This is a genomic window from Alteromonas sp. 5NS40-0096 (assembly GCF_057544385.1).
In genome coordinates this window covers 42,763-63,427 of record NZ_BAAJLQ010000008.1, presented here as the reverse complement: position 1 = coordinate 63,427, position 20,665 = coordinate 42,763, and the positions used below count along the sequence as shown (strand labels likewise).

Sequence of the window (20,665 nt, the reverse complement as noted above, 5' to 3'; positions counted from 1 at the left end):
ATTTAACGCCAGTATGAACACACCCCACTTTTTCTCTTGGTTTTCAGAGCCAATTGATAGACTGACTATCAACTCACAAATGCTGCCAAGCCTTCCACGTTCCTAACGAATAAAAAAAGCCATATACACAACAAATGGAAGAACTAACCAACCAAAACCCTAACGAATTTTGCGCCAGTATTGGGTGAGTGATGACAAAAGGTAATATCAAGCCGAGTAACCCTCGACTAAGATAAACACCGGAAATCAAGACAAGTGAAACTTTTAACAATGGTAAGCGCGCAATAAGGCCCGCCGCTGAAAATGCCAATGCCCCCCACAACATCAACACGATGGCTATGAAAAAGGTAATCAATGCGGGTTGAAGACTGCCGGTTTCAGCCAATCTAGCCATCTCTTCGCCAGCCCCAAAGAAGCGATACCAACTCGGGCCGCCAAACACAATTAACACATGGGCGAACCCAGCAAGTAGGCTCAAACTACCTGCTATAACCAACTGTTTACGCCCCTGCATCTTGCCCTCCGACGATAAAAAGAGACTATAAGTAAAAGCTTGCCTCCTAGTGACACTCCCCGCTTTCACGACTGTTTTTTACTTCTTAGCCATTTTTGTCTAGATAATGGAATTACGCCCGGTACACCTTACTTTGTTGCCGCATTGGCTATTCTCGCGCTTTTACCATCCACGAGAATACTCTCTGTAAACTATTGGCTTTTTGCTGACACAACGAGCGTTTTTGCCATCATATCACCGATTCGCTGACGTTTTTTCGACAAAATAAACACGGCATCAATCGCCCCCAATATAGGCGTTAACAGATTGCGTAAACAGGCTTGCCAAACGGTACAGTACCCCTGCCCATTTTCGTTGATAACTGATAGCTTCAACAAACGTTTTCCAATACTTTGACCTCTAGGTAAGGCATCGGACAGAACAAAGTAGCCAAGCGCCAGTATCGCAGCCACCAGTCCACGCCCTTCCTGAGAGAACGCCAATCGACTCTCAAAATCTAAAGCGAGGAGAAAAATGCCCCATGCAATTGCGCCATCGATAATTTGTCCCAGATAACGCTTCCTGGGGCTAGCGAGCTCCCAACCGTTGTTTGATAAAGCCATATTACTCTCCGTTACTTGTCGATTTTGCATCAACAAGCTGAGTCAGCAACGCCTCAATACGCTGAACACTTTCCGTTAAAGTTTGAATATCGCTAGGCAATGGCACAGCCTCATTTGGAGCGTTATCACTCGAGCTTAACATCAACGCATCTTTTTGCGCCAAGATGGCTTCTCGAAAGCCTTCAGCACCTTCAACACCAAGCAACGAAACCAAGGCTCCAGCGTCTGATTGCCCGGCGGTTTCGAAGCTCAACTGCTGGAGTCCAAATGCGCGCATAAGAGGCCCTTGAACTAGTGCGACATCGGTAATTTTTTCGAGCGGTATCGATTTTTCGACTTTGAAAAATACACCGCGCTTTACCACCAGTTTTCGCTCAAACAAGGTGGCTGACATCGCTTCGAGAATGCGTTTACACACGAGATAGACGATAGGCAAAGTGACGATGAGTAAAGGTATACCGATAACGGTAAGACCGGACACAATGGCAAATACAACCAACCAATACGACTTTACCGACGGATTAAATTGCGCTTCTTGTAGTATTGCTTCTTTCATTTTTGAATTTCCATTTCCAACAGTGTGTTCTGTTATGGCATTGGTCAAAGCAGAATACAAGCGCGTTGTGGTAACAGGTGTTTTCCGCAGATACAAAAAAGCCCGGTGACACCGGGCTTTTCACATGCGGTCGGTACTAGATATTCACCGAGATATCGGCTTCTGAACGCAATTGTTCGATAAGCTGTTGATAGCTTTGAGAACTCACTGCTGCCGCAAGTTGTTGCGTAATCTGCTCAGAGATAGCCTCATCGGCTTCTGGTGCAGCGTTAACTTTTACAAGTTCAACGATGCCTACATCACCAGAAAACAATGTTGCCACTTGGCGATTCTCACCGGCATTTGGTGACAACTTAAACAGCTCTGTCACTAGGTTACGGGGCACTCGGGTGTCGGCACGAGATACGGTATCAGCCGTTTCCCAAGCCAAGCTGTATGTTGCCAAATCCCCAGCCACATCTTCACCAGCGTTGAGTTTCTCAACAATGTCCAAAGCCCAGCTTTCTGCAGCCTGCTGCGCTTTTTCTGACTTCAGTGCGACATCAATATCGGTTTTGACTTCATCTAGGCTTTGAGTGCGCTGTGGTTTATGTTCAACGACACGTACAACAACAACATGTTCGTTGCCTAATTCAATAAGATCACTGTTTACGCCTTCCTCGATAAGCTCAGAAGAAAAGACCACAGTTGCTAATTCAGGGTTGTCCAACTCTACCGGCAAGGCATTGCGAGAGAACATCGCCGTTTCCGCTATTTCCGTGTTCAGCTCGGCTGCAACGTCTTCCAATGTATCGGGAATTTCAAACGCCAATTGTTCCATTGTTGACTGTAACTGGTAGAATTTTTCAGAGGCTGCATCAGCAATTAGCTGTGCTTTGATATCGCCTTGTACTTCTTCAAGTGATTTTGTTTGCTCTGCAATTAACTCGGTCAACTTAATAATGTGGAAACCAAATTCGGATTTCACTACTTGAGTCGTGTCACCTACATTTGCCAATGCAAATGCAGCTTCTTCAAATGCCGGGTCCATATCGCCCACTGCAATAAACTCTAAGTCACCACCATTTTCAGCGGAGAACGTATCGTCCGACTCTGACGCGGCCAATGCAGCAAACTCTTCGCCCGCTTGCAATCTATCTAGTAAAGCCTCTGCACGTGCTTGAGCGGCATCTTCGTCATCACCTAGTTCAACCAAAATGTGCGACAAACGACGCTGCTCTTCGGATTGATACAATGCTTTGTTCGCTTCATAGTACTCGGCGACTTGCTGGTCAGATACGGTAACTTCATCTCGTAGCTTCTCAGCATTCAACTCAACGTAGGCAACCTTCACTTCTTCCTCAGTATCGTAGCGAGTAATATTCGCCTGATAATAGGCTTCGATATCCTGCTCTGTTACTTCGACAAGGGCTTTAAAGGGCTCCGCGTTGATGGTCATATATTTGGCATCTCTGGTTTGCAACTGCAGGGCATTGACCCTAGCCACCTCAGACGGCAATGCGAAACCACTGCCTTGCAGCGAACGAGTTAATTGCTCTCTTGTCATTTGCGAACGCAACATGTCTCTGAAACCACTAGGCTGAAGACCATTTTGACGCAATAAAATTTTATAACGCTCGTTATCAAATTTACCCGCTAACTGAAATTCCGGCATGCTGACGATAGCGTCTTTGATTTGCTGGTCGCTAATGCGTAAACCCATGTCAGTCGCTTTTTGCTCCATGAGTTTTTCAGCAATCAACTGATCTAGCACGTTCCTGCGGAAATCTGCGAGATAGCTTTCATCGGAAAACAAGGTAGCAATCGTCTCACCATACTGAGATTCCATGCGCGCACGCTGATTTTGGTAGGCGCGTTCAAGCTCTACTAGGCTTATTTCGTCGCCGTTTACGACAGCGGCAGCATTAGAGCCAGAAGAACTAACATAGCTTCCTACTCCCGCGAACACGAAACTCAAGACGATAAGAGCAATGATTGCCATCGCCCAAGGCCCTTGAGACCCTTCTCGAATTCTTTCTAACATGACTTTACTTTAACTCCGTTGTACAACACTTATTCAGGTGACGTTTTATCCGTATAAAAACTGGTTATAGGCCTGAATATTTTGAGGGCAGATTATAGCGCAATCTCACATAAGGACGCGATGTTTTTGTTGTTATATCGCACAGGTCTTTGAGATGTTAATGCTAGAGCATCATTTGAACTTGGAACCTTGCAGATACAAAAAAGGCGATGGTATCCCATCGCCTTTTTTAACAAAGATTTGCTTAGTTGCAAGCGTCTTTAAGAGCTTTACCAGCTTTGAAAGAAGGCACTTTTGCTGCAGAAATCTGAATAGTCTCACCAGTTTGAGGGTTACGGCCGCTACGTGCAGAACGCTCTCTTACTGAGAAAGTACCAAAACCAACTAGTGCAACCTGATCACCGTCTTTAAGTGCCGCAGTTACTGAGTCTGTGAATGCGTCAAGAGCACGTCCAGCTGCAGCTTTAGAAATGTCTGCACCAGCAGCGATTTGGTCGATAAGTTGAGACTTGTTCACAATTATAATCCCCTTCGTTTGTTATTATACTGTCTTGTCTGACAATCTGTTTTTGATTACTCAAACTTTATAACAAGCTTGAATGTTAACATCAAGCACTGTGTTACAATTTTTTAACTTTAAGTGAATCGCTGCTATCCCTTTAGTGACAAGGCTTCAAGCGAGTACTAAGTAAAGGTATCACAACTTTTTACACTTGGAAGCCCTAAATCTAAAAAAAATCAGATTTATCACAACACATGCACAAATTTTGAACAATTTTTATAAAAAATAAGCTACAGCCCATGATTTATCGGGCCTGTAGCCGTAGATACTAGGTTAATGAGTATTCGAAATAGAGAAACTCTCAACCGGCTCTTCTAACGCGATGTCCAAAACTTCATCAATCCATTTAACAGGGTGAATCGCGAGATCCTGCTTAACGTTATCAGGGATTTCCTCCAAATCACGCTCATTGTCTTTCGGAATGACAACGGTTTTGATGCCACCTCGATGAGCAGCCAGTAGTTTTTCCTTCAAGCCGCCGATCGCCAACACTTCACCGCGCAGTGTGATTTCGCCTGTCATCGCCACATCGCATTTTACCGGATTACCCGTCAGTGAGGAGACCAATGCGGTACACATACCGATGCCCGCACTTGGACCATCTTTGGGTGTCGCGCCTTCTGGAACGTGAACATGAATGTCCCGTTTTTCATAAAAATCATCATTGATTCGTAACTTTTCGGTACGACTTCTCACAACCGTCATAGCGGTTTGGATTGACTCCTGCATGACATCACCGAGAGAGCCCGTAAACGTTGTTTTACCTTTACCAGGCACTGACGTTGTCTCTATCGTCAACAGGTCGCCGCCGACTTGTGTCCAAGCCAAGCCCGTCACCTGACCAATTTGGTTATCTTTGTCCGCCTTTCCATAGTCAAAGCGCTGCACACCCAAGAACTCATTGAGATTATCTTGGTTAACCACAACTGGCGATTTGTCTTTGCTCAGCAGTATGTGTTTCACTGCTTTGCGACAAATCTTAGAAATTTCTCTTTCAAGACCGCGTACACCAGCTTCACGTGTGTAATATCGAATCACGCCAACAATGGCAGACTCTTCAATCGTCAGCTCATTGTTCTTCAAGCCATTTCGCTCCATCTGTTTTGAAATGAGATGGCGCTGGGCAATATTGAGTTTTTCATCTTCCGTATACCCCGACAGACGAATAATTTCCATTCTATCCATCAAAGGCTCTGGCATGTTCATACTGTTTGACGTTGCAACAAACATTACGTCTGACAGGTCGTAATCCACTTCTAGGTAGTGGTCGCTAAAGCTACTGTTTTGCTCTGGGTCCAACACTTCTAACAGAGCAGATGCAGGGTCACCACGCATGTCTGACGACATCTTGTCAATTTCATCCAACAAGAACAGTGGGTTTTTCACTTCCACTTTGGCCATTTTTTGAATCAATTTGCCGGGCATAGAACCTATGTAGGTCCGGCGGTGACCGCGGATTTCCGCTTCATCTCTCACGCCTCCCAAAGCCATCCTAATGTACTTTCGGCCCGTCGCTTTCGCAATAGATTGCCCTAGCGACGTTTTACCTACACCAGGAGGACCAACTAAACAAAGAATTGGACCTTTGAGCTTCTTCACTCGTTGCTGCACTGCGAGGTATTCCACAATGCGCTCTTTGACTTTATCTAGACCATAGTGATCCGCATTCAGTACGTCTTCTGCACGTGCTAAGTCTTTCTTAACTACACTGCGTTTCGTCCATGGTACATTCGCTAACCAGTCAATGTAGCTTCTCACAACTGTCGCTTCCGCTGACATCGGCGACATCATTTTTAGCTTTTGCAATTCTGACTTGGCTTTTTCTTCTGCCTCTTTAGGCATCTTGGCATCATCAATTTTCTTCGACAACGCTTCAAACTCATCAGGCGCTTCATCCAACTCACCGAGTTCTTTTTGAATGGCCTTCATTTGCTCATTCAAATAGTACTCACGCTGGCTTTTTTCCATTTGTTTTTTGACACGAGTTCGGATTTTCTTCTCGACTTGAAGTAAATCGATTTCACCTTCCATTAGTGCCATGAGGTATTCTAGACGATCATTTATGCCTTTCATCTCGAGCACTTTCTGCTTTTCAGCAAGCTTCAGTGGCATATGCGCCGCCATGGTGTCAGCTAGGCGAGCTGCATCCTCGATACCGTTAAGTGAAGTTAAGACTTCGGGAGGAATCTTTTTGTTGAGCTTGACGTAACCCTCGAACTGCGAAACGGAAGAACGAATCAAGACTTCGTGCTCAGTTTCCGGTAGTTCTTCATCAGCCGTTTTATCAACCGTCGCTAAAAAGTAAGGGTCTAATTGGGAAAGCGTATCGATCTCGCCTCTCACATTCCCTTCCACTAGCACTTTTACTGTACCATCCGGTAGCTTCAACAGCTGCAAAATAGTAGCGATAGTCCCTACGCTGTAGATATCCTCACTACTGGGTTCGTCAACACTGGCATCTTTTTGAGCCACAAGGAAGATTTGCTTATCGTTGTCCATCGCAGCTTCGAGGCAACGAATCGATTTTTCACGACCGACAAACAATGGTATGACCATATGCGGATAAACCACCACATCTCTTAAGGCCAACACCGGAATTTCTATGCGATTTTCACGCTCAACTGTCATACGTGTACTCTATTTATTACTGATAAGTGTTATATGGGGATACGGAGACAAAGTTCAATTATTGAATTGATTTGTTGTTATATATGATGCCTTCGCGTCCATAAAAAAGGCAGAAAGTGATATCGTTCCATCGAATTGCAAAAAGTGCATCCTCAACAATACTTACCTACCCGTCTCGGCTCTAACTTAACAATATTGTTTTTTTCTGCTTTCGCAAGGGTTTATGTGTAAATCAAAAAGAAAAAAGAAGATTGATGAAGCAAATTTCGAAACATGGCGCTATTCGCACGGCGCCAACAAAAAAGGCCCTGAGGGCCTTTTTTATTCTGATGCCGCTTTCTTATCGGCACTGTCATAAATCAAGATAGGGTTGGACTCCCCTTTGATGACAGTCTCATCGATGACCACTTTACTCACATCATCAGTCGATGGCAGGTCGTACATGGTGTCGAGCAATACTGCTTCAACAATCGAACGCAAGCCCCTTGCACCCGTTTTACGATCCATCGCCTTTTTCGCGATAGCATGTAGAGCATCGTCTCTGAACTCGAGTTCAGTGTCTTCGATAGCAAACAGTGCTGCGTACTGCTTAGTGATAGCATTTTTAGGCTCACGAAGGATTTGGATCAATGCATCTTCGCTGAGTTCTTCCAAACTGGTCACTACCGGTAGACGACCAATAAACTCCGGAATCAAACCGTATTTCACCAAATCTTCTGGCTCTACTTGTTTGAAAAGTTCACTGAGCTGCTTGGTATTTTCAGCGGATTTCACTTCCGCACCAAAACCAATTCCCGTGCCCGTTTGTGCACGCTGTTCTATAACTTTGTCTAGTCCGGCAAAGGCACCACCGCAGATAAACAAAATTTTAGACGTATCTACTTGCAAAAATTCTTGCTGAGGGTGCTTGCGACCACCTTGAGGCGGGACCGATGCAACCGTACCTTCAATCAACTTGAGAAGCGCCTGTTGGACACCCTCTCCGGATACATCACGAGTAATAGACGGATTGTCAGACTTTCTAGAAATCTTGTCGATTTCGTCGATGTAAACAATACCGCGCTGGGCTTTTTCTACATCGTAATCGCATTTCTGCAATAGTTTCTGAATAATATTCTCAACGTCTTCACCCACGTAACCGGCTTCGGTCAGCGTCGTAGCGTCTGCCATAGTAAATGGCACATCAAGTAATCGAGCCAAAGTCTCAGCCAATAGCGTCTTACCACTACCCGTTGGACCAATCAGCAGAATGTTACTTTTACCTAATTCAACACCATCATGGGTATCGCCATTGCGTAGACGCTTATAGTGATTGTATACCGCAACAGAAAGGACTTTCTTAGCGTGCTCTTGTCCAATCACATAATCATTCAAATGGTCGTGAATTTCGTGGGGCTTAGGTAACGCATCCTGCTTTTGTTTCGGAGCAATCTCTTTGATTTCTTCCCGGATGATGTCGTTGCATAACTCGACGCACTCATCACAAATAAAGACGGAAGGGCCTGCGATTAGCTTTCTGACTTCATGTTGGCTTTTGCCACAAAAAGAACAATACAGCAGCTTGTTATCGCCATCACCGTTCTGTTTATCACTCATTATCTATTGCCTCTAGCGTTCCTGAGCACACAACAAAGAATAAAATCGTGCTCAGGTCTTATAACTATACTACTTAGTTGCGCCCGCGTCAGATCGATTTTGAATTACTTGATCGATCAAACCGTATTCCATGGCTTCAGTTGCACTTAAGAAATTGTCTCTATCTGTGTCATGTGCGACCTTCTCATAATCCTGACCTGTGTGTTGGGCCATCAAGCGGTTGAGCTTCTCTTTAATAGACAGGATTTCCTTTGCATGAATTTCAAAATCAGATGCTTGACCTTGGAATCCACCAAGTGGTTGGTGAATCATGACTCGTGAATTGGGCAGGCAGTAACGCTTACCTTTCGCGCCACCGGACAACAAGAAAGCGCCCATACTTGCCGCTTGGCCAATACAAACTGTACTCACGTCAGGCTTAATGAACTGCATCGTGTCGTAGATAGCCATGCCAGCGGTTACTGAGCCGCCCGGTGAGTTGATGTACAAGAAGATGTCTTTGTCAGGATTTTCTGCTTCTAAGAACAGCATCTGTGCAACAATTAAGTTTGCCATGTGATCTTCAACCTGACCCACTAAGAAAATAACGTTTTCTTTCAGTAGTCGAGAATAAATATCGTAAGAGCGTTCCCCTTTAGAAGTTTGCTCAACAACCATAGGAACTAGGGCGTTCATTGGATCATTAGGTGGATTTATCATAGCTACCTTGAATTCTCTTCGTTAAAAACAAAAATGCTCGGACGAGTCCGAGCATTTAATCAGGTGCTGACTAATAAAGTCAATTATACAAACGAAATTTACGCCTGTTTGTTCATTACATCATCAAACGCTTTAGCAACATCGGTTGTTTTTGCGTTTTCAAGTACCCAATCGATAGCTTGTTCTTCTAGTGCAACATTTTGCATTTGTTGCATAAGCTCTTGGTTATTGTTGTAGTAATCAATAACTTCTTGTGGGTCTTCGTATGCAGATGCAGCTGTTTCGATAAGCGCTTTCACTTTATCTTCATCCGCTTTTAGCTCTGCAGTTTTGATGATTTCGCCAAGAAGCAAACCAATGCTTACACGACGTTTAGCGTTGTCAGTGAACAAGTCTGCAGGTAGCTCAGGCATTTCTTGGCCACCAGCTTGAGCGCCAAAACGTTGCTTAGCTTGCTCGCGCAATGCGTTAACTTCTTGGTCGATAAGCGCTTGAGGGATATCAAACTCGTTCTTCTCAAGTAGTTTAGCAATCACGTCTTCTTTGACTTGAGCTTTCAGCGTCTGGTCAAGCTCGCGCTGCATGTTCTTACGAACTTCAGCGTTTAGCGCTTCAACACCACCTTCTTCAACACCGAACAGCTTTGCAAATTCTTCGTCTACTGTAGGTAGTTTCTGGCCTTCAACTTTCTTCACAGCGACTTGGAAAACCGCGTCTTTACCTTTTAGGTTTTCAGCGTGGTAATCTTCCGGGAAAGTCACTTCAACAGTAACATCTTCACCTTTCTTAGCACCAACTAGTGGCTTTTCAAAACCTGGAATCATACGACCTTGGCCAAGTTCAAGTGTGAAATCTTCAGCTTTTCCACCTTCGAACTCTTCACCGTCGATAGTACCAACGAAATCGATAACAACGCGGTCATCTTTCTTCGCTTTACGGCGAACTTCTTTCCACTCTGAATGTTGCTTTTGAAGCGTTTCCATCATGTTAGCCAAGTCTTCATCGTTGATTTCAACCGTTGGCTTTTCGATTTCAATTTCTTCAACGCCTTTTACTTCGACTTCTGGGTAAACTTCAAAAGAGGCGACAAACACAAAGTCTTCGCCGTCTTTGTCATTTGTAAGTTCAAATGAAGGCATGCCAGCAGGCGTGATTTTCTCTTGGATAATCGCCTGATAGAAATTCTGTTGCATTACGTCGCCAGACACTTCTTGGCGAACAGCTTGCCCGAAACGCTTTTTAATTACGTTTACTGGTACTTTGCCAGGGCGGAAACCGTTAATGCGTTGTGTTTTCGCTAATTGTTGTAGGCGTGCTTTAACTGCAGAATCAACTGACTCAGCAGGCACAGTAATCGTAAGACGGCGTTCTAAACCCTGGGTCGTCTCGACTGAAACTTGCATTCTGTTACCTCAACTTTACGTCTATAAATGACGCTTTATTTCAAACCACTTCGTACAGTGCGAATGCGTTAATGCAGTTGCACTCAAAGTGGCCATGGTTCAACGTTGTGTATCACGTTGGTTAAAAAAAGACGCGGTAGTATACAGCCAGTAAATATCAGAGTCGAGAGAAAAACAGAGCCAGATCGGCGCTTTTCCGTGGTTTTTTAAAACTTTTGAGAATCGACGCGCGGATATGCGCAAAAAAGAAACAAATAGATGGTGCGGAAGGAGAGACTTGAACTCTCACGCCGTGAAGCACTGGAACCTAAATCCAGCGTGTCTACCAATTCCACCACTTCCGCGTAAACTGGGGTGGACGATGGGATTTGAACCCACGACAACCGGAATCACAATCCGGGGCTCTACCAACTGAGCTACGCCCACCGTCGTATTACATGTTTGATTCCACAAATGTGTAGGGACAAACACCCTAGAAAGATGGTCGGTGAGACAGGATTTGAACCTGCGACCCCTTGGACCCAAACCAAGTGCGCTACCAAGCTGCGCCACTCACCGATCTTGTATTCTTTAAAAAAGAATGGTGCGGAAGGAGAGACTTGAACTCTCACGCCGTGAAGCACTGGAACCTAAATCCAGCGTGTCTACCAATTCCACCACTTCCGCAAAAAGTGGGGTGGACGATGGGATTTGAACCCACGACAACCGGAATCACAATCCGGGGCTCTACCAACTGAGCTACGCCCACCATTGTTTTTTTGCTTGCCTGACTAGCCAATGGCGCGTCCGGCAGGATTCGAACCTGCGACCCACGGCTTAGAAGGCCGTTGCTCTATCCAGCTGAGCTACGGACGCTCGGCGAATCATCGCTAGCAAAAAAGTGGTCGGTGAGACAGGATTTGAACCTGCGACCCCTTGGACCCAAACCAAGTGCGCTACCAAGCTGCGCCACTCACCGACTCTGCTGTAGGGCGGTGAAGTTCACTGCCGCTACGGGTGGCGCATATTACCGACTTGCCCCTACCTCGTCAAACACTTTTTTCAGGATTTTTGTCAACCGCTCACAAACAGAGCAATCCGTCATTTTTTTGTGCAATCTGAATAAAATAGTGACACATTTTTGGCAACTAAACGTCACTTGTGAAACAATATTATATCAGTGCACACAACCTAACAAATGATAATCGATATTCCTTATGACTGCTCATCTCATCGACGGTAAAGTAATTTCCAAACAAGTTCGCCAACATGTCGCCTCTTATGTCGACACTCTCACCAAAGCCAAAAAGCGCCAACCCGGGCTCGCAGTGGTGTTAGTTGGTAGCGATCCAGCCTCTCAAGTCTACGTTTCAAATAAACGCAAAGCGTGTGAAGAAGTTGGTTTCGTGTCACGCTCTTATGATCTCCCCGCAGACAGCGAGCAAGACGCTCTGATTTCTCTTGTCGACGAACTCAATGGGGATCCAGATATCGATGGAATTCTCGTTCAATTACCATTACCAGCCGGGTTAAACGCTGAGGCCATCTTAGAACGCATTCATCCTCATAAAGATGTCGATGGCTTCCATCCCTACAACATAGGTCGATTGGCGCAGCGTATTCCTGCTCTCCGTCCCTGTACTCCAAAAGGGATAATGACAATGATTGAATCAACAAAACGCCCAATCAAAGGCTTAGACGCCGTTATCGTTGGAGCGTCAAATATCGTTGGACGTCCCATGTCATTGGAATTATTGCTGGCTGGTTGCACGGTCACCACCTGCCATAAATTCACAAAAGATTTAAAAGCCCATGTCAAACGCGCTGATTTACTCGTAGTCGCCGTGGGTAAGCCGAACTTTATTCCCGGAGATTGGATTAAAGAAGGGGCTATCGTTATCGATGTCGGTATCAACAGACTTGAAGACGGACACTTAGTCGGTGACGTGGATTTTGACAACGCAGTACAGCGTGCCGGTTGGATCACGCCAGTACCTGGCGGTGTAGGCCCAATGACAGTGGCGAGCCTCATCGAAAATACGTTAGAAGCGTACGTAAAGTATCATTCTTAATGCAAGAAGATCCGAGAATCACCGCAACGCGGCAATGGGTAGATGACGTTGTCATCTCCCATAACTTTTGCCCCTTTGCCCAGTTTGTTCGTTCGCCTGAAACGATTCGCTATGCTGTGTTGGAAGCCACTGCACCTAAAGCTGTGATCAAAGCGTTGGAACAAGAATGCCTAACGCTGGAAAGTGAAGCTGCAATCAGCACCACACTGGTCATATTAGCTAGAGGTTATGAAGACTTCTTTGACTACTTAGCGTTGCTGGATAAGGCGAACGATATGCTTGATAAAACAGGCTATCGAGGGCAATTTCAATTAGCAAGCTTTCATCCAGACTATGTGTTTGAAGGTGAAGCTGAAGACTCGCCCAGTCACTACACCAACCGCTCCCCTCTACCACTGTTTCACCTTATACGTGAAAACGACATAGAGCGAGCGCTGAGCGACTATGGCGACCCGGAATCCATTCCGGTCAACAATATTGAGTTGACCGAGCAAAAAGGGTGTGCGCATTTTGCGCAGATACTCGAGCGTTGTAAGCATACACTCAAATCATAAAAGGCAGCGCCCGCTGCCTTTCTCACTTTTATTGAACTAAATCTTGCCTGGACAACTTAAACACACTGCTTTCAAAGCTGTCGATATCAAACAACCAGTAGCTGGTCCAAAGCTCTTTATCATCAGAACTGATATACAACTGATATCCGTTGTCGTCCTGGCCGCCAAATAGCTTGTATTCATATTGAAAACCCTGGGAATCGGTCAACGTAATACCGTAGGATGGTTGTCCAACAACATCTTCCGGCAAGCTAACTTTGACATCGTTGAATTGTAACTTCTGTATCTTCTCAACTTGCGCGGCAAAGACTTCTGGGTAAGTTGGCAATTCAGACGCTGTCATTTCCTCCAACACCCATTGCGTATCGTCCTGTTCGTTTCGACGGATTGTCAGCTCATTCGTTCGATTTTGCGACCAAGTGATAGTAACAATGTTTTCCATATCAACAACATTGATTGTGTTATCAAGCCAGTCAACTCTCGTTAACGGTAGTTCTATGGTTTGATCGATAAGAAAACTTCGCGCTTGATTGGGCTGCCTGACAAAGTGTCCGATTCCGCTACTCGCGATATTGCCGATGAGCAACCGCCATTGTTTATTTGGCGAAGATAACCTCACTAAACTGGCTTGTGCATTGGCTGAATCGAGTCCTTCAACACCGAGCTTACTGTATAGGTTAGGGTTAGCCGTTTTCTCTTCGACAACGCGTGCTTGACTCAACGCAGACACTAAGTCTTTCATTGCTTGCTCTGACACTGGGAAGGTTAACGATGCATCTAAATGGGTCGCGACCCAATTATCACCATCCTTAACCGCTTCAAAAACGACGCCATCAGCCGACTCTATTGCGACTTGGTTTAATAGATTGGCCGACGCCACCAACTCTCCCAACAACACTTTTTCCGGTGCTAAGTCCTCGGGCATGTCACGTTGGTACAGGTATACATTGGCACTCAGTGTGGCAACCACTAGGACTGCCAACACAATAATTCTTTGCTGCATTAGGCTGCCTCTTCCTTAAACTTATTTCCCGCTCTGCGTTTCAATGCCCACCTGAACAGAATCAGAATGAGCACCAAAACCAATGGTGCAATGGCAATATTAATGACTTTTAGAATATTGCCCAGTTCATCAATATCTCGCTCTAGTTGATAACGTACATCCCGCAATGCCTTTCTAATTTCCACTCTTTGAGCAATAAACTGGTCGATTGCCTTTTGTTGCTCTGGTGTCACGACTAATGCACTACTTTGCTCCTGAGAACTTTGTAGCTGTGCCAATTGTGCTTCAGTTTGTTCCAATTGGTTTTGCAATACCTCTTCCTGTTCAAGGAACTTGGCTTCGGCAATACGTTCTAAATCTTGCACAACGCTGAATGGCCTAACGAAAGTACCACGGCTACGAATACTCACTAACGCGTCACTGCCACTCATGTTTTCAACGGCGTTGCTGATAAAATCACCATTGTTGGCAAAAGGCGTGTAGAGAGTTTCACCAAAAAAGTTAGTTTGTTGAACCCAGAATCTATCTGTCAACATATCGCTGTCTGTCACAGCAGTCACGTTGAGTCTATCTGTCTTGCCAACATGTGACTGATTGTATTCTTCAGGCGCCCCGTCATAGGCGGACGATGCACGTCCTGTGTATCTCGCCGCTAGAATGTATTGGTTCTCTTCGCCGAGCAACCGTTGCAGCACAAGAGGGTCTTGTTCGCCGGCGACAAAAGCGGCGTCCGCGAGCGTTGCAAATTTGGAACTCTGCACCAGTACTTCTTGTTTCAACCCGCTATTTCTCAAACGAGACAAATGGCCCGCGCTCGCGATATTGATAATTTCTAAGTGAGTCGTAATGACCCCATCAGAAGGAAAGTTCTCTTGGGTAACACCTAAGATACCGGGGTGTTTGACTACGCCTCCTTGGGGTCCTCGGATGTCGAGCCCCAATTGCGCATCGAGTACGACTTGTTGTAGGTCAACTTCAATCCCCCACGCAGACAATAAATCGAATGATGAGGCATTGGCTCCGGCCCCTCCCATCATTGTCATCGCATCAGACTCAAAATGAGGGTCTACGAACGCCAATATACGCCCTCCTGCCATCGCGTACTGATCAATAGCGTAAGCGAGTGCATCTGACACTTGTTGAGGGTGAGCAACAATCAGCAGTTTGGTTGATTCAGGTAAAGCAGAAGCCGAAGAATTAATTAATTCTACGTTAAACAGTTGAGTCAACTGGGTGTAAAACACCATCGGCGCGTCCACTTGACCTGTCATTGGATTCTGGCCGCCTGCTACCGCCAGATCGGTCAGTAAGGTTACAGTGACGGGTTCAGAAATGCTCAACTGATACACCATTTTGGCAATGTCGTACTCTAGAAACTGCTCTTTTTGGGGATCAAAAAACGGGATGGTTAACTGTTCATCAACCATATTTGTTCCTGCCAATCCGAAATACACCGCTTCGCCAATAGGCCCAAGAGTGGCGCCAGTCAATCCAAATTGTGCAGCTTGGTCTTCTGACTCAGAGAAGGCTTTAGGATCAATAATATTGAGCCTCACCTTACCCTCAGCCGCTTTTTCAAATTCTCGTAACAAGCTCTCTACTCGGTTTGCATAGTTGCGCAAACTCGTCATGCCTTTCGAAGTTTCTTGTGAGAAAAAATAGTACAGCGTTACCGGTTCCTTTAAGTCGGTCAATACCTGCTGTGTTCCCTCAGACAAGGTGTAAACTTTGTTCTCAGTCAGGTCTACGCGATAGTCGTCTAACAATTGGTTGTTGAGTAATACCAAGCCGACGAACAAGAGTGCCAGAAGAACGGTTGTCAGGAGCAATGCAATTCGCTTGAACATAATTAATTTGCCTTCCTTTGCTCAATGACTACCAAACTGGCGTATAACCAAATCCCAATCACGATGCAGAAATAAGCGACGTTATTTAAAGCAATAACGCCCTTTGCCATTGACTCAAAATGACTGAGAAAACTGAATGAGGCAACAGTGTCTATCACGAGGTTCCCCGCCCAATGCTGAAAGGGCTCTAACACCATACTGCTGCCACTTATCACGAATAAGAAGCAAACCACGATGGCTAAAATAAACGCCACGACTTGGTTTTTAGTCAGTGCAGACATACACATACTGATTGCCAAAAAGGCGCCAGCCATCAACCAGCTACCCAAATAGGCCGCCACTATAATGCCATTGTCTGGCGAGCCGAGGTAATTCACTGTTAGCCATATTGGGAATGTCAATGCGAGCGACAAAGCAATCACAGCCCATGCCGCAAGGAACTTGCCAAGCACGGCTTCTGCGATGGAGATCGGAAGCGTCATCAGTAATTCGATAGTGCCAGTTCGACGCTCTTCGGACCAGGTCCGCATTGCTATGGCAGGAACCAAGAACAAGAACAACCAAGGATGAAAATTAAAAAACGGCAGTAAGTCAGCCTGGCCTCGTTCGAAAAACCCGCCGACAAAAAAGCTAAAAATACCATTTAGCATTAAAAAGATAGCGATGAACACATAGGCCACTGGGGTGGCAAAGAAACTAGAAAATTCGCGCTGAGTAATAATGAAAACGTTCCTCATTCGACGCTCTCCTTGCTTGTTATCGTGCGGAAGATCTCGTCTAGGCGACCGGTTTCGACGTGAATACTGTCCACGGGTAGCCGCCTGTGCTGAATATGCTCACTAATCGCAGGTAAAATGGCGACACCCGGCTCGGGAAACAGGGTCACGGCACCTGTCAATCGGTCAACTTCCATCTCTTCCACACCTTCTACTTCTGCCAAACCAGAGATATCTGCCGCATAACTCAATGTAATGGTTACTGCATTGAAATAACGGGATGTCTGCTGCAATGCCATAGGGGTGTCGTTGAAACGCATCTCACCATCAGCAATGATCATTACGCGATTGCACACAGCTGCCACTTCTTCGAGAATGTGTGTAGACACTATGACGATTTTATCTAGCGCCAGTGTTTGAATCAGTTGTCTCACCTGATGCTTTTGGTTCGGGTCAAGTCCGTCTGTAGGCTCATCTAAAATCAGTATTTGTGGATCATGAATGATAGCTTGGGCCAGACCTACCCTGCGTTTAAATCCTTTTGAAAGTTGTTCGATGGGTTTGTCTAACACCTCACCTAACTGGGTTTGCTCAATTACTTTGGCCAAGCGTTGCTTGCGAGCATCCCCTTTCAACTTGCGAACGTTTGCGATGAAAAGTAAAAATTGATAGACCGTCATATCACCATAGGCAGGGGCACCTTCTGGTAAGTAACCAATTTGCGATTGAATCGCTTTTAGGTGCTTTTCAAGTGCCAAACCGTTGATTTCAATATGGCCACTACTGGGCGATAAAAAACCGGTCAGCATTTTCATCGTGGTGGATTTCCCTGCCCCATTGGGACCGAGAAAACCAACAATATCTCCTGGGTTGACGTCAAAACTCAAGTCTTTGACGGCTTCGAATTGCCCAAAAGATTTAGAAAGATGTTTTACAGAGATCATAGTCGTCCTATCAGAAAACCTCTTGTGGTATTTGGGGTTTTGAGCTCATCTTACATCAGTAAAACAGCGACAACATCGCTTAGCTCTGGCAGCCAATCAATAGCCCCGATTTTCAAAAGGCAATATAGTGACATAGAGTGACTTTTCAATCATCCTTTAAACGTCAAAATTCCGACGGATTCCGCTCAAATAAAAAAGGCTTGCACTGTGGCAAGCCTGAAAAATGGGATCCAGGGAAACTGCATTCGATATCCCAAGCCGGATACAGCGCCAGTTTTCACCAGCGCGAAGAATATATAAGATGAATGTGAGAAATATATGACAAGGGTAATGACTGTGTTTCCACCAGAGGACATACCCAAATGCGTTACGGTAGCGCGTGTTACCGTTAGTTTTTCACTCCATTTTTAAGGCCGAAATCGAGAGACATGACATCAATATCCATCAGCCCTATCGCGACAATAGCGACGCCATACAAGCAGAAATTTGCTATTCCACGCCAACCTGGCCTTGCAAAAGCGAAGGGCAAAATCCAATTTATCGGAGAATACGATAATGCTGACATGTTAGAAGGATTGGAAGGCTATAGTCATTTGTGGATCCTCTTTCAATTTCATCAAACCGTCGAAAGGGGCTGGAAGGCAAAAGTAAAAGCACCCCGCCTCGGCGGTAATAAAACGATGGGTGTACTTGCTACGCGCAGTACCCATCGCCCCAACGGCATAGGCATGTCTGTGGTAGAAAACCTCGGCGTTACGAAAGTCGGCGGCAATACAGTTTTAGAAGTCTCTGGAGTAGACCTACTTGACGGCACACCAATATTGGATATCAAACCCTACTTACCCTACGCCGACAGTGTGCCCAATGCTCACGCCGCAATCGAAACCATTAACACCATACCAGAGCGCGAGGTACGGTTTACCTCGCTAGCCGATGTTCAGGTTGAACAATTCTCCGACCAAGACGCGAATGTGGCGCAACTCATTCACGCGGTATTGCGTCAAGACCCGCGCCCTGCATATAAACAGCGTATTGATGACGACCCCAAACACTATCGGGTGCAACTCTACAATTTCGACGTAGAATGGCGAGTTGAACGCGGTTGTATTGTGGTGCTTGCACTACACTCACTTGAAGAGAAATCTCCAAACTGAACAAGACGTCCAACAATTAAATCCTCAAGCAAGGTGAATTTTTATTTGTGGCAAGTTTCAACACTGCTAGAATACCGCGGTTAAATTTATATCTACAAAGGAATACATCACCTCATGCGTACGAGTCAGTATTTATTGTCAACGCAAAAAGAAACGCCTGCAGACGCTGAAGTTATCAGCCACCAGCTAATGCTGAGAGCTGGCATGATCAGAAAACTCGCTTCTGGTTTGTACACATGGCTGCCGACTGGCTTGCGAGTGCTAAATAAAGTGGCCAATATCGTACGTGAAGAAATGAACAAAGCTGGCGCAATTGAAGTCTTGATGCCTGTTGTGCAACCAGCTGATTTGTGGGAAGAGTCTGGTCGTTGGGAAGAATACGGTCCGGAGTTGCTTCGCATTAAAGACCGTCATCATCGTGACTTTGTACTGGGGCCAACTCATGAAGAAGTCATAACGGCCTTAGTTCGCAATGAGGTGAGTAGCTATAAACAGTTACCGCTAAACCTGTATCAAATTCAAACCAAGTTCCGCGACGAAGTTCGCCCCCGTTTTGGCATTATGCGTGGTCGTGAATTCACGATGAAAGACTCCTACAGCTTCCACCTTGACGAAGCTTGCTTGAGTAATACATATGACAAGATGTACGAAGCCTATAGCAACATTTTTACGCGTATGGGCCTCGAGTTCAGAGCCGTCATTGCAGATTCAGGATCGATCGGCGGAAGTGTTTCACATGAATTCCACGTACTAGCTGACTCAGGTGAAGACGCAATCGCATTTTCCAACGAATCAGACTATGCGGCTAATGTTGAAATGGCACCACTGTCATCATTGGACGAGACAAATACACCAAGTGGCAAACCTGTCGCAACATTAGATATGCCCTTGTCTGCTTTAGACACCAAACCCGCCAAGCGCTTACAAACCATTTTGGTCAAAGGTCAATCGACTGAAGAAAGTGAAGATCAGTGGGTTGTGCTGGTGCTTCGTGGTGATCACGAACTTAACGATATCAAAGTCGAAAAACTACCGAGCATCGAAAGTCCGTTAATTGTTGCCAGTGACGAAAAAGCGAATCAATTGTTGGGTTGCAGTGCCGCACAGATCAATCCTTTGGCTGTTGCCTTGCCAGTAATTGTTGACCACAGTGCAGCTACACTCGTTGATTTTGCTTGTGGTGCGGGAGAGAACGGCAAAGCAATGGTCAATGCCAATTGGGAGAGCAAGCCTGAGAGCGAAGACTTGCGCAATGCCGTTGCTGGAGACGCTTCACCAGACGGGAAAGGAACGTTGGATATCAAGCGCGGTATCGAAGTCGGCCACATTTTCCAACTGGGCGATAAGTATTCGTCGGCAATGAACTGTGGTGTATTGAGCGAAACAGGTAAACATCAAACATTAACCATGGGTTGTTATGGCATCGGTGTTTCGCGTATCGTTGCCGCAGCGATTGAGCAAAATCACGATAAATTTGGCATTATGTGGCCAGATCCAATTGCACCGTTTAAAATTGCACTTATTCCAATGAACATGCATAAGTCGCAGCGTATCAAGGATGCAGCAGAGAGTATTTATAACGCCTTAGTGGAACAGGGTATAGAAGTACTTTTCGACGACAGAAAAGAGCGCCCGGGTGTAATGTTTAATGACATGGAATTAATTGGCATACCTCATAGCATTGTTATTGGTGAAAGAAACCTAGACAATCAAGAGGTTGAATATAAAAACCGTCGTACTGGCGAGAAGCAAATGTTATCTCTTGATGCTGTGAGTGAGTTCGTAGCAAACTTGTAAGGGATAATATGAATTG

General features: G+C 45.5%; 17 protein-coding genes and 7 tRNA genes. 4 read left to right on the top strand and 20 right to left on the bottom strand.

From position 1 onward, the window contains the following. Positions 1–73: 73 nt before the first annotated feature. From AC27G9_RS19105 to AC27G9_RS19030, 16 genes are all read right to left on the bottom strand, one after another. Positions 74–514 (bottom strand): hypothetical protein, encoded by a 441-nt coding sequence (locus AC27G9_RS19105; RefSeq protein ID WP_487076077.1) that lies wholly within the window; start codon positions 512–514, stop codon positions 74–76. Between the two features lie 191 nt (positions 515–705). Next, a complete protein-coding gene (locus AC27G9_RS19100; protein ID WP_487076076.1) occupies positions 706–1,116 on the bottom strand; it encodes an RDD family protein in 411 nt (136 codons plus the stop codon). 1 nt (position 1,117) lies between these two features. Further along, a complete protein-coding gene (locus AC27G9_RS19095) occupies positions 1,118–1,672 on the bottom strand; it encodes a PH domain-containing protein (RefSeq protein WP_487076075.1) in 555 nt (184 codons plus the stop codon). 136 nt (positions 1,673–1,808) lie between these two features. Continuing rightward, positions 1,809–3,695: a SurA N-terminal domain-containing protein gene (locus AC27G9_RS19090; RefSeq protein WP_487076074.1), complete on the bottom strand. Its 1,887-nt coding sequence runs from the start codon at positions 3,693–3,695 to the stop codon at positions 1,809–1,811. A 244-nt stretch (positions 3,696–3,939) separates the two neighbouring features. After that, positions 3,940–4,212, bottom strand: coding sequence for a nucleoid-associated protein HU-beta (gene hupB / locus AC27G9_RS19085; protein WP_012518978.1), 273 nt, complete (start codon positions 4,210–4,212; stop codon positions 3,940–3,942). A 318-nt stretch (positions 4,213–4,530) separates the two neighbouring features. Beyond that, the gene (lon, locus tag AC27G9_RS19080; protein ID WP_487076073.1) at positions 4,531–6,885 is read right to left on the bottom strand and encodes an endopeptidase La; all 2,355 of its coding nucleotides are present in this window, start codon (positions 6,883–6,885) and stop codon (positions 4,531–4,533) included. Between the two features lie 321 nt (positions 6,886–7,206). After that, positions 7,207–8,481 (bottom strand): ATP-dependent protease ATP-binding subunit ClpX, encoded by a 1,275-nt coding sequence (clpX, locus tag AC27G9_RS19075; protein ID WP_487076072.1) that lies wholly within the window; start codon positions 8,479–8,481, stop codon positions 7,207–7,209. 69 nt (positions 8,482–8,550) lie between these two features. Continuing rightward, positions 8,551–9,180 (bottom strand): ATP-dependent Clp endopeptidase proteolytic subunit ClpP, encoded by a 630-nt coding sequence (gene clpP / locus AC27G9_RS19070; protein WP_487076071.1) that lies wholly within the window; start codon positions 9,178–9,180, stop codon positions 8,551–8,553. A 98-nt stretch (positions 9,181–9,278) separates the two neighbouring features. Then, entirely contained in the window at positions 9,279–10,583 is a 1,305-nt protein-coding gene (tig, locus tag AC27G9_RS19065) for a trigger factor (RefSeq protein ID WP_487076070.1), read from the bottom strand. A gap of 259 nt (positions 10,584–10,842) precedes the next feature. Next, positions 10,843–10,927, bottom strand: a tRNA-Leu gene (locus tag AC27G9_RS19060). A 6-nt stretch (positions 10,928–10,933) separates the two neighbouring features. After that, positions 10,934–11,009, bottom strand: a tRNA-His gene (locus AC27G9_RS19055). Positions 11,010–11,064: 55 nt separating this feature from the next. Then, positions 11,065–11,141, bottom strand: a tRNA-Pro gene (locus AC27G9_RS19050). Positions 11,142–11,164: 23 nt separating this feature from the next. Further along, positions 11,165–11,249, bottom strand: a tRNA-Leu gene (locus AC27G9_RS19045). Between the two features lie 6 nt (positions 11,250–11,255). Continuing rightward, positions 11,256–11,331: transfer RNA gene (locus tag AC27G9_RS19040), tRNA-His, on the bottom strand. 30 nt (positions 11,332–11,361) lie between these two features. Next, positions 11,362–11,438 (bottom strand) — tRNA-Arg (locus AC27G9_RS19035). A gap of 26 nt (positions 11,439–11,464) precedes the next feature. Continuing rightward, positions 11,465–11,541, bottom strand: a tRNA-Pro gene (locus tag AC27G9_RS19030). Positions 11,542–11,779: 238 nt separating this feature from the next. On the opposite strand from AC27G9_RS19030, the gene folD reads away from it, so the two are divergent. Both folD and AC27G9_RS19020 read left to right on the top strand, forming a co-directional pair. Further along, complete coding sequence (gene folD / locus AC27G9_RS19025) at positions 11,780–12,634, top strand: bifunctional methylenetetrahydrofolate dehydrogenase/methenyltetrahydrofolate cyclohydrolase FolD (protein ID WP_487076069.1); 855 nt, start codon at positions 11,780–11,782, stop codon at positions 12,632–12,634. After that, positions 12,634–13,188 carry a DUF1415 domain-containing protein gene (locus AC27G9_RS19020; RefSeq protein ID WP_487076068.1) on the top strand — a complete coding sequence of 185 codons (555 nt, stop codon included), beginning with the start codon at positions 12,634–12,636 and terminating at the stop codon, positions 13,186–13,188. Before folD ends, AC27G9_RS19020 begins: the two co-directional genes overlap by 1 nt. A 28-nt stretch (positions 13,189–13,216) precedes the next feature. Here AC27G9_RS19020 and AC27G9_RS19015 read toward each other — a convergent pair whose 3' ends face one another. Genes AC27G9_RS19015 through AC27G9_RS19000 form a run of 4 tightly spaced genes read right to left on the bottom strand, consistent with a single transcriptional unit; the run spans position 13,217 to position 17,698 of the window. After that, entirely contained in the window at positions 13,217–14,191 is a 975-nt protein-coding gene (locus AC27G9_RS19015) for a DUF4340 domain-containing protein (RefSeq protein ID WP_487076067.1), read from the bottom strand. Then, on the bottom strand, positions 14,191–16,038 hold the full coding sequence (locus AC27G9_RS19010; protein WP_487076066.1) for a GldG family protein: 1,848 nt from the start codon (positions 16,036–16,038) through the stop codon (positions 14,191–14,193). The genes AC27G9_RS19015 and AC27G9_RS19010 overlap by 1 nt, the downstream gene beginning before the upstream one ends. Before the next feature lie 2 nt (positions 16,039–16,040). After that, positions 16,041–16,775 carry an ABC transporter permease subunit gene (locus AC27G9_RS19005; RefSeq protein WP_487076065.1) on the bottom strand — a complete coding sequence of 245 codons (735 nt, stop codon included), beginning with the start codon at positions 16,773–16,775 and terminating at the stop codon, positions 16,041–16,043. Beyond that, complete coding sequence (locus tag AC27G9_RS19000; RefSeq protein ID WP_487076064.1) at positions 16,772–17,698, bottom strand: ABC transporter ATP-binding protein; 927 nt, start codon at positions 17,696–17,698, stop codon at positions 16,772–16,774. Before AC27G9_RS19000 ends, AC27G9_RS19005 begins: the two co-directional genes overlap by 4 nt. A 428-nt stretch (positions 17,699–18,126) precedes the next feature. On the opposite strand from AC27G9_RS19000, the gene tsaA reads away from it, so the two are divergent. Beyond that, positions 18,127–18,852, top strand: coding sequence for a tRNA (N6-threonylcarbamoyladenosine(37)-N6)-methyltransferase TrmO (tsaA, locus tag AC27G9_RS18995; protein ID WP_487076063.1), 726 nt, complete (start codon positions 18,127–18,129; stop codon positions 18,850–18,852). Positions 18,853–18,966: 114 nt separating this feature from the next. Continuing rightward, complete coding sequence (locus tag AC27G9_RS18990) at positions 18,967–20,649, top strand: proline--tRNA ligase (RefSeq protein WP_487076062.1); 1,683 nt, start codon at positions 18,967–18,969, stop codon at positions 20,647–20,649. Positions 20,650–20,665 lie beyond the last annotated feature (16 nt).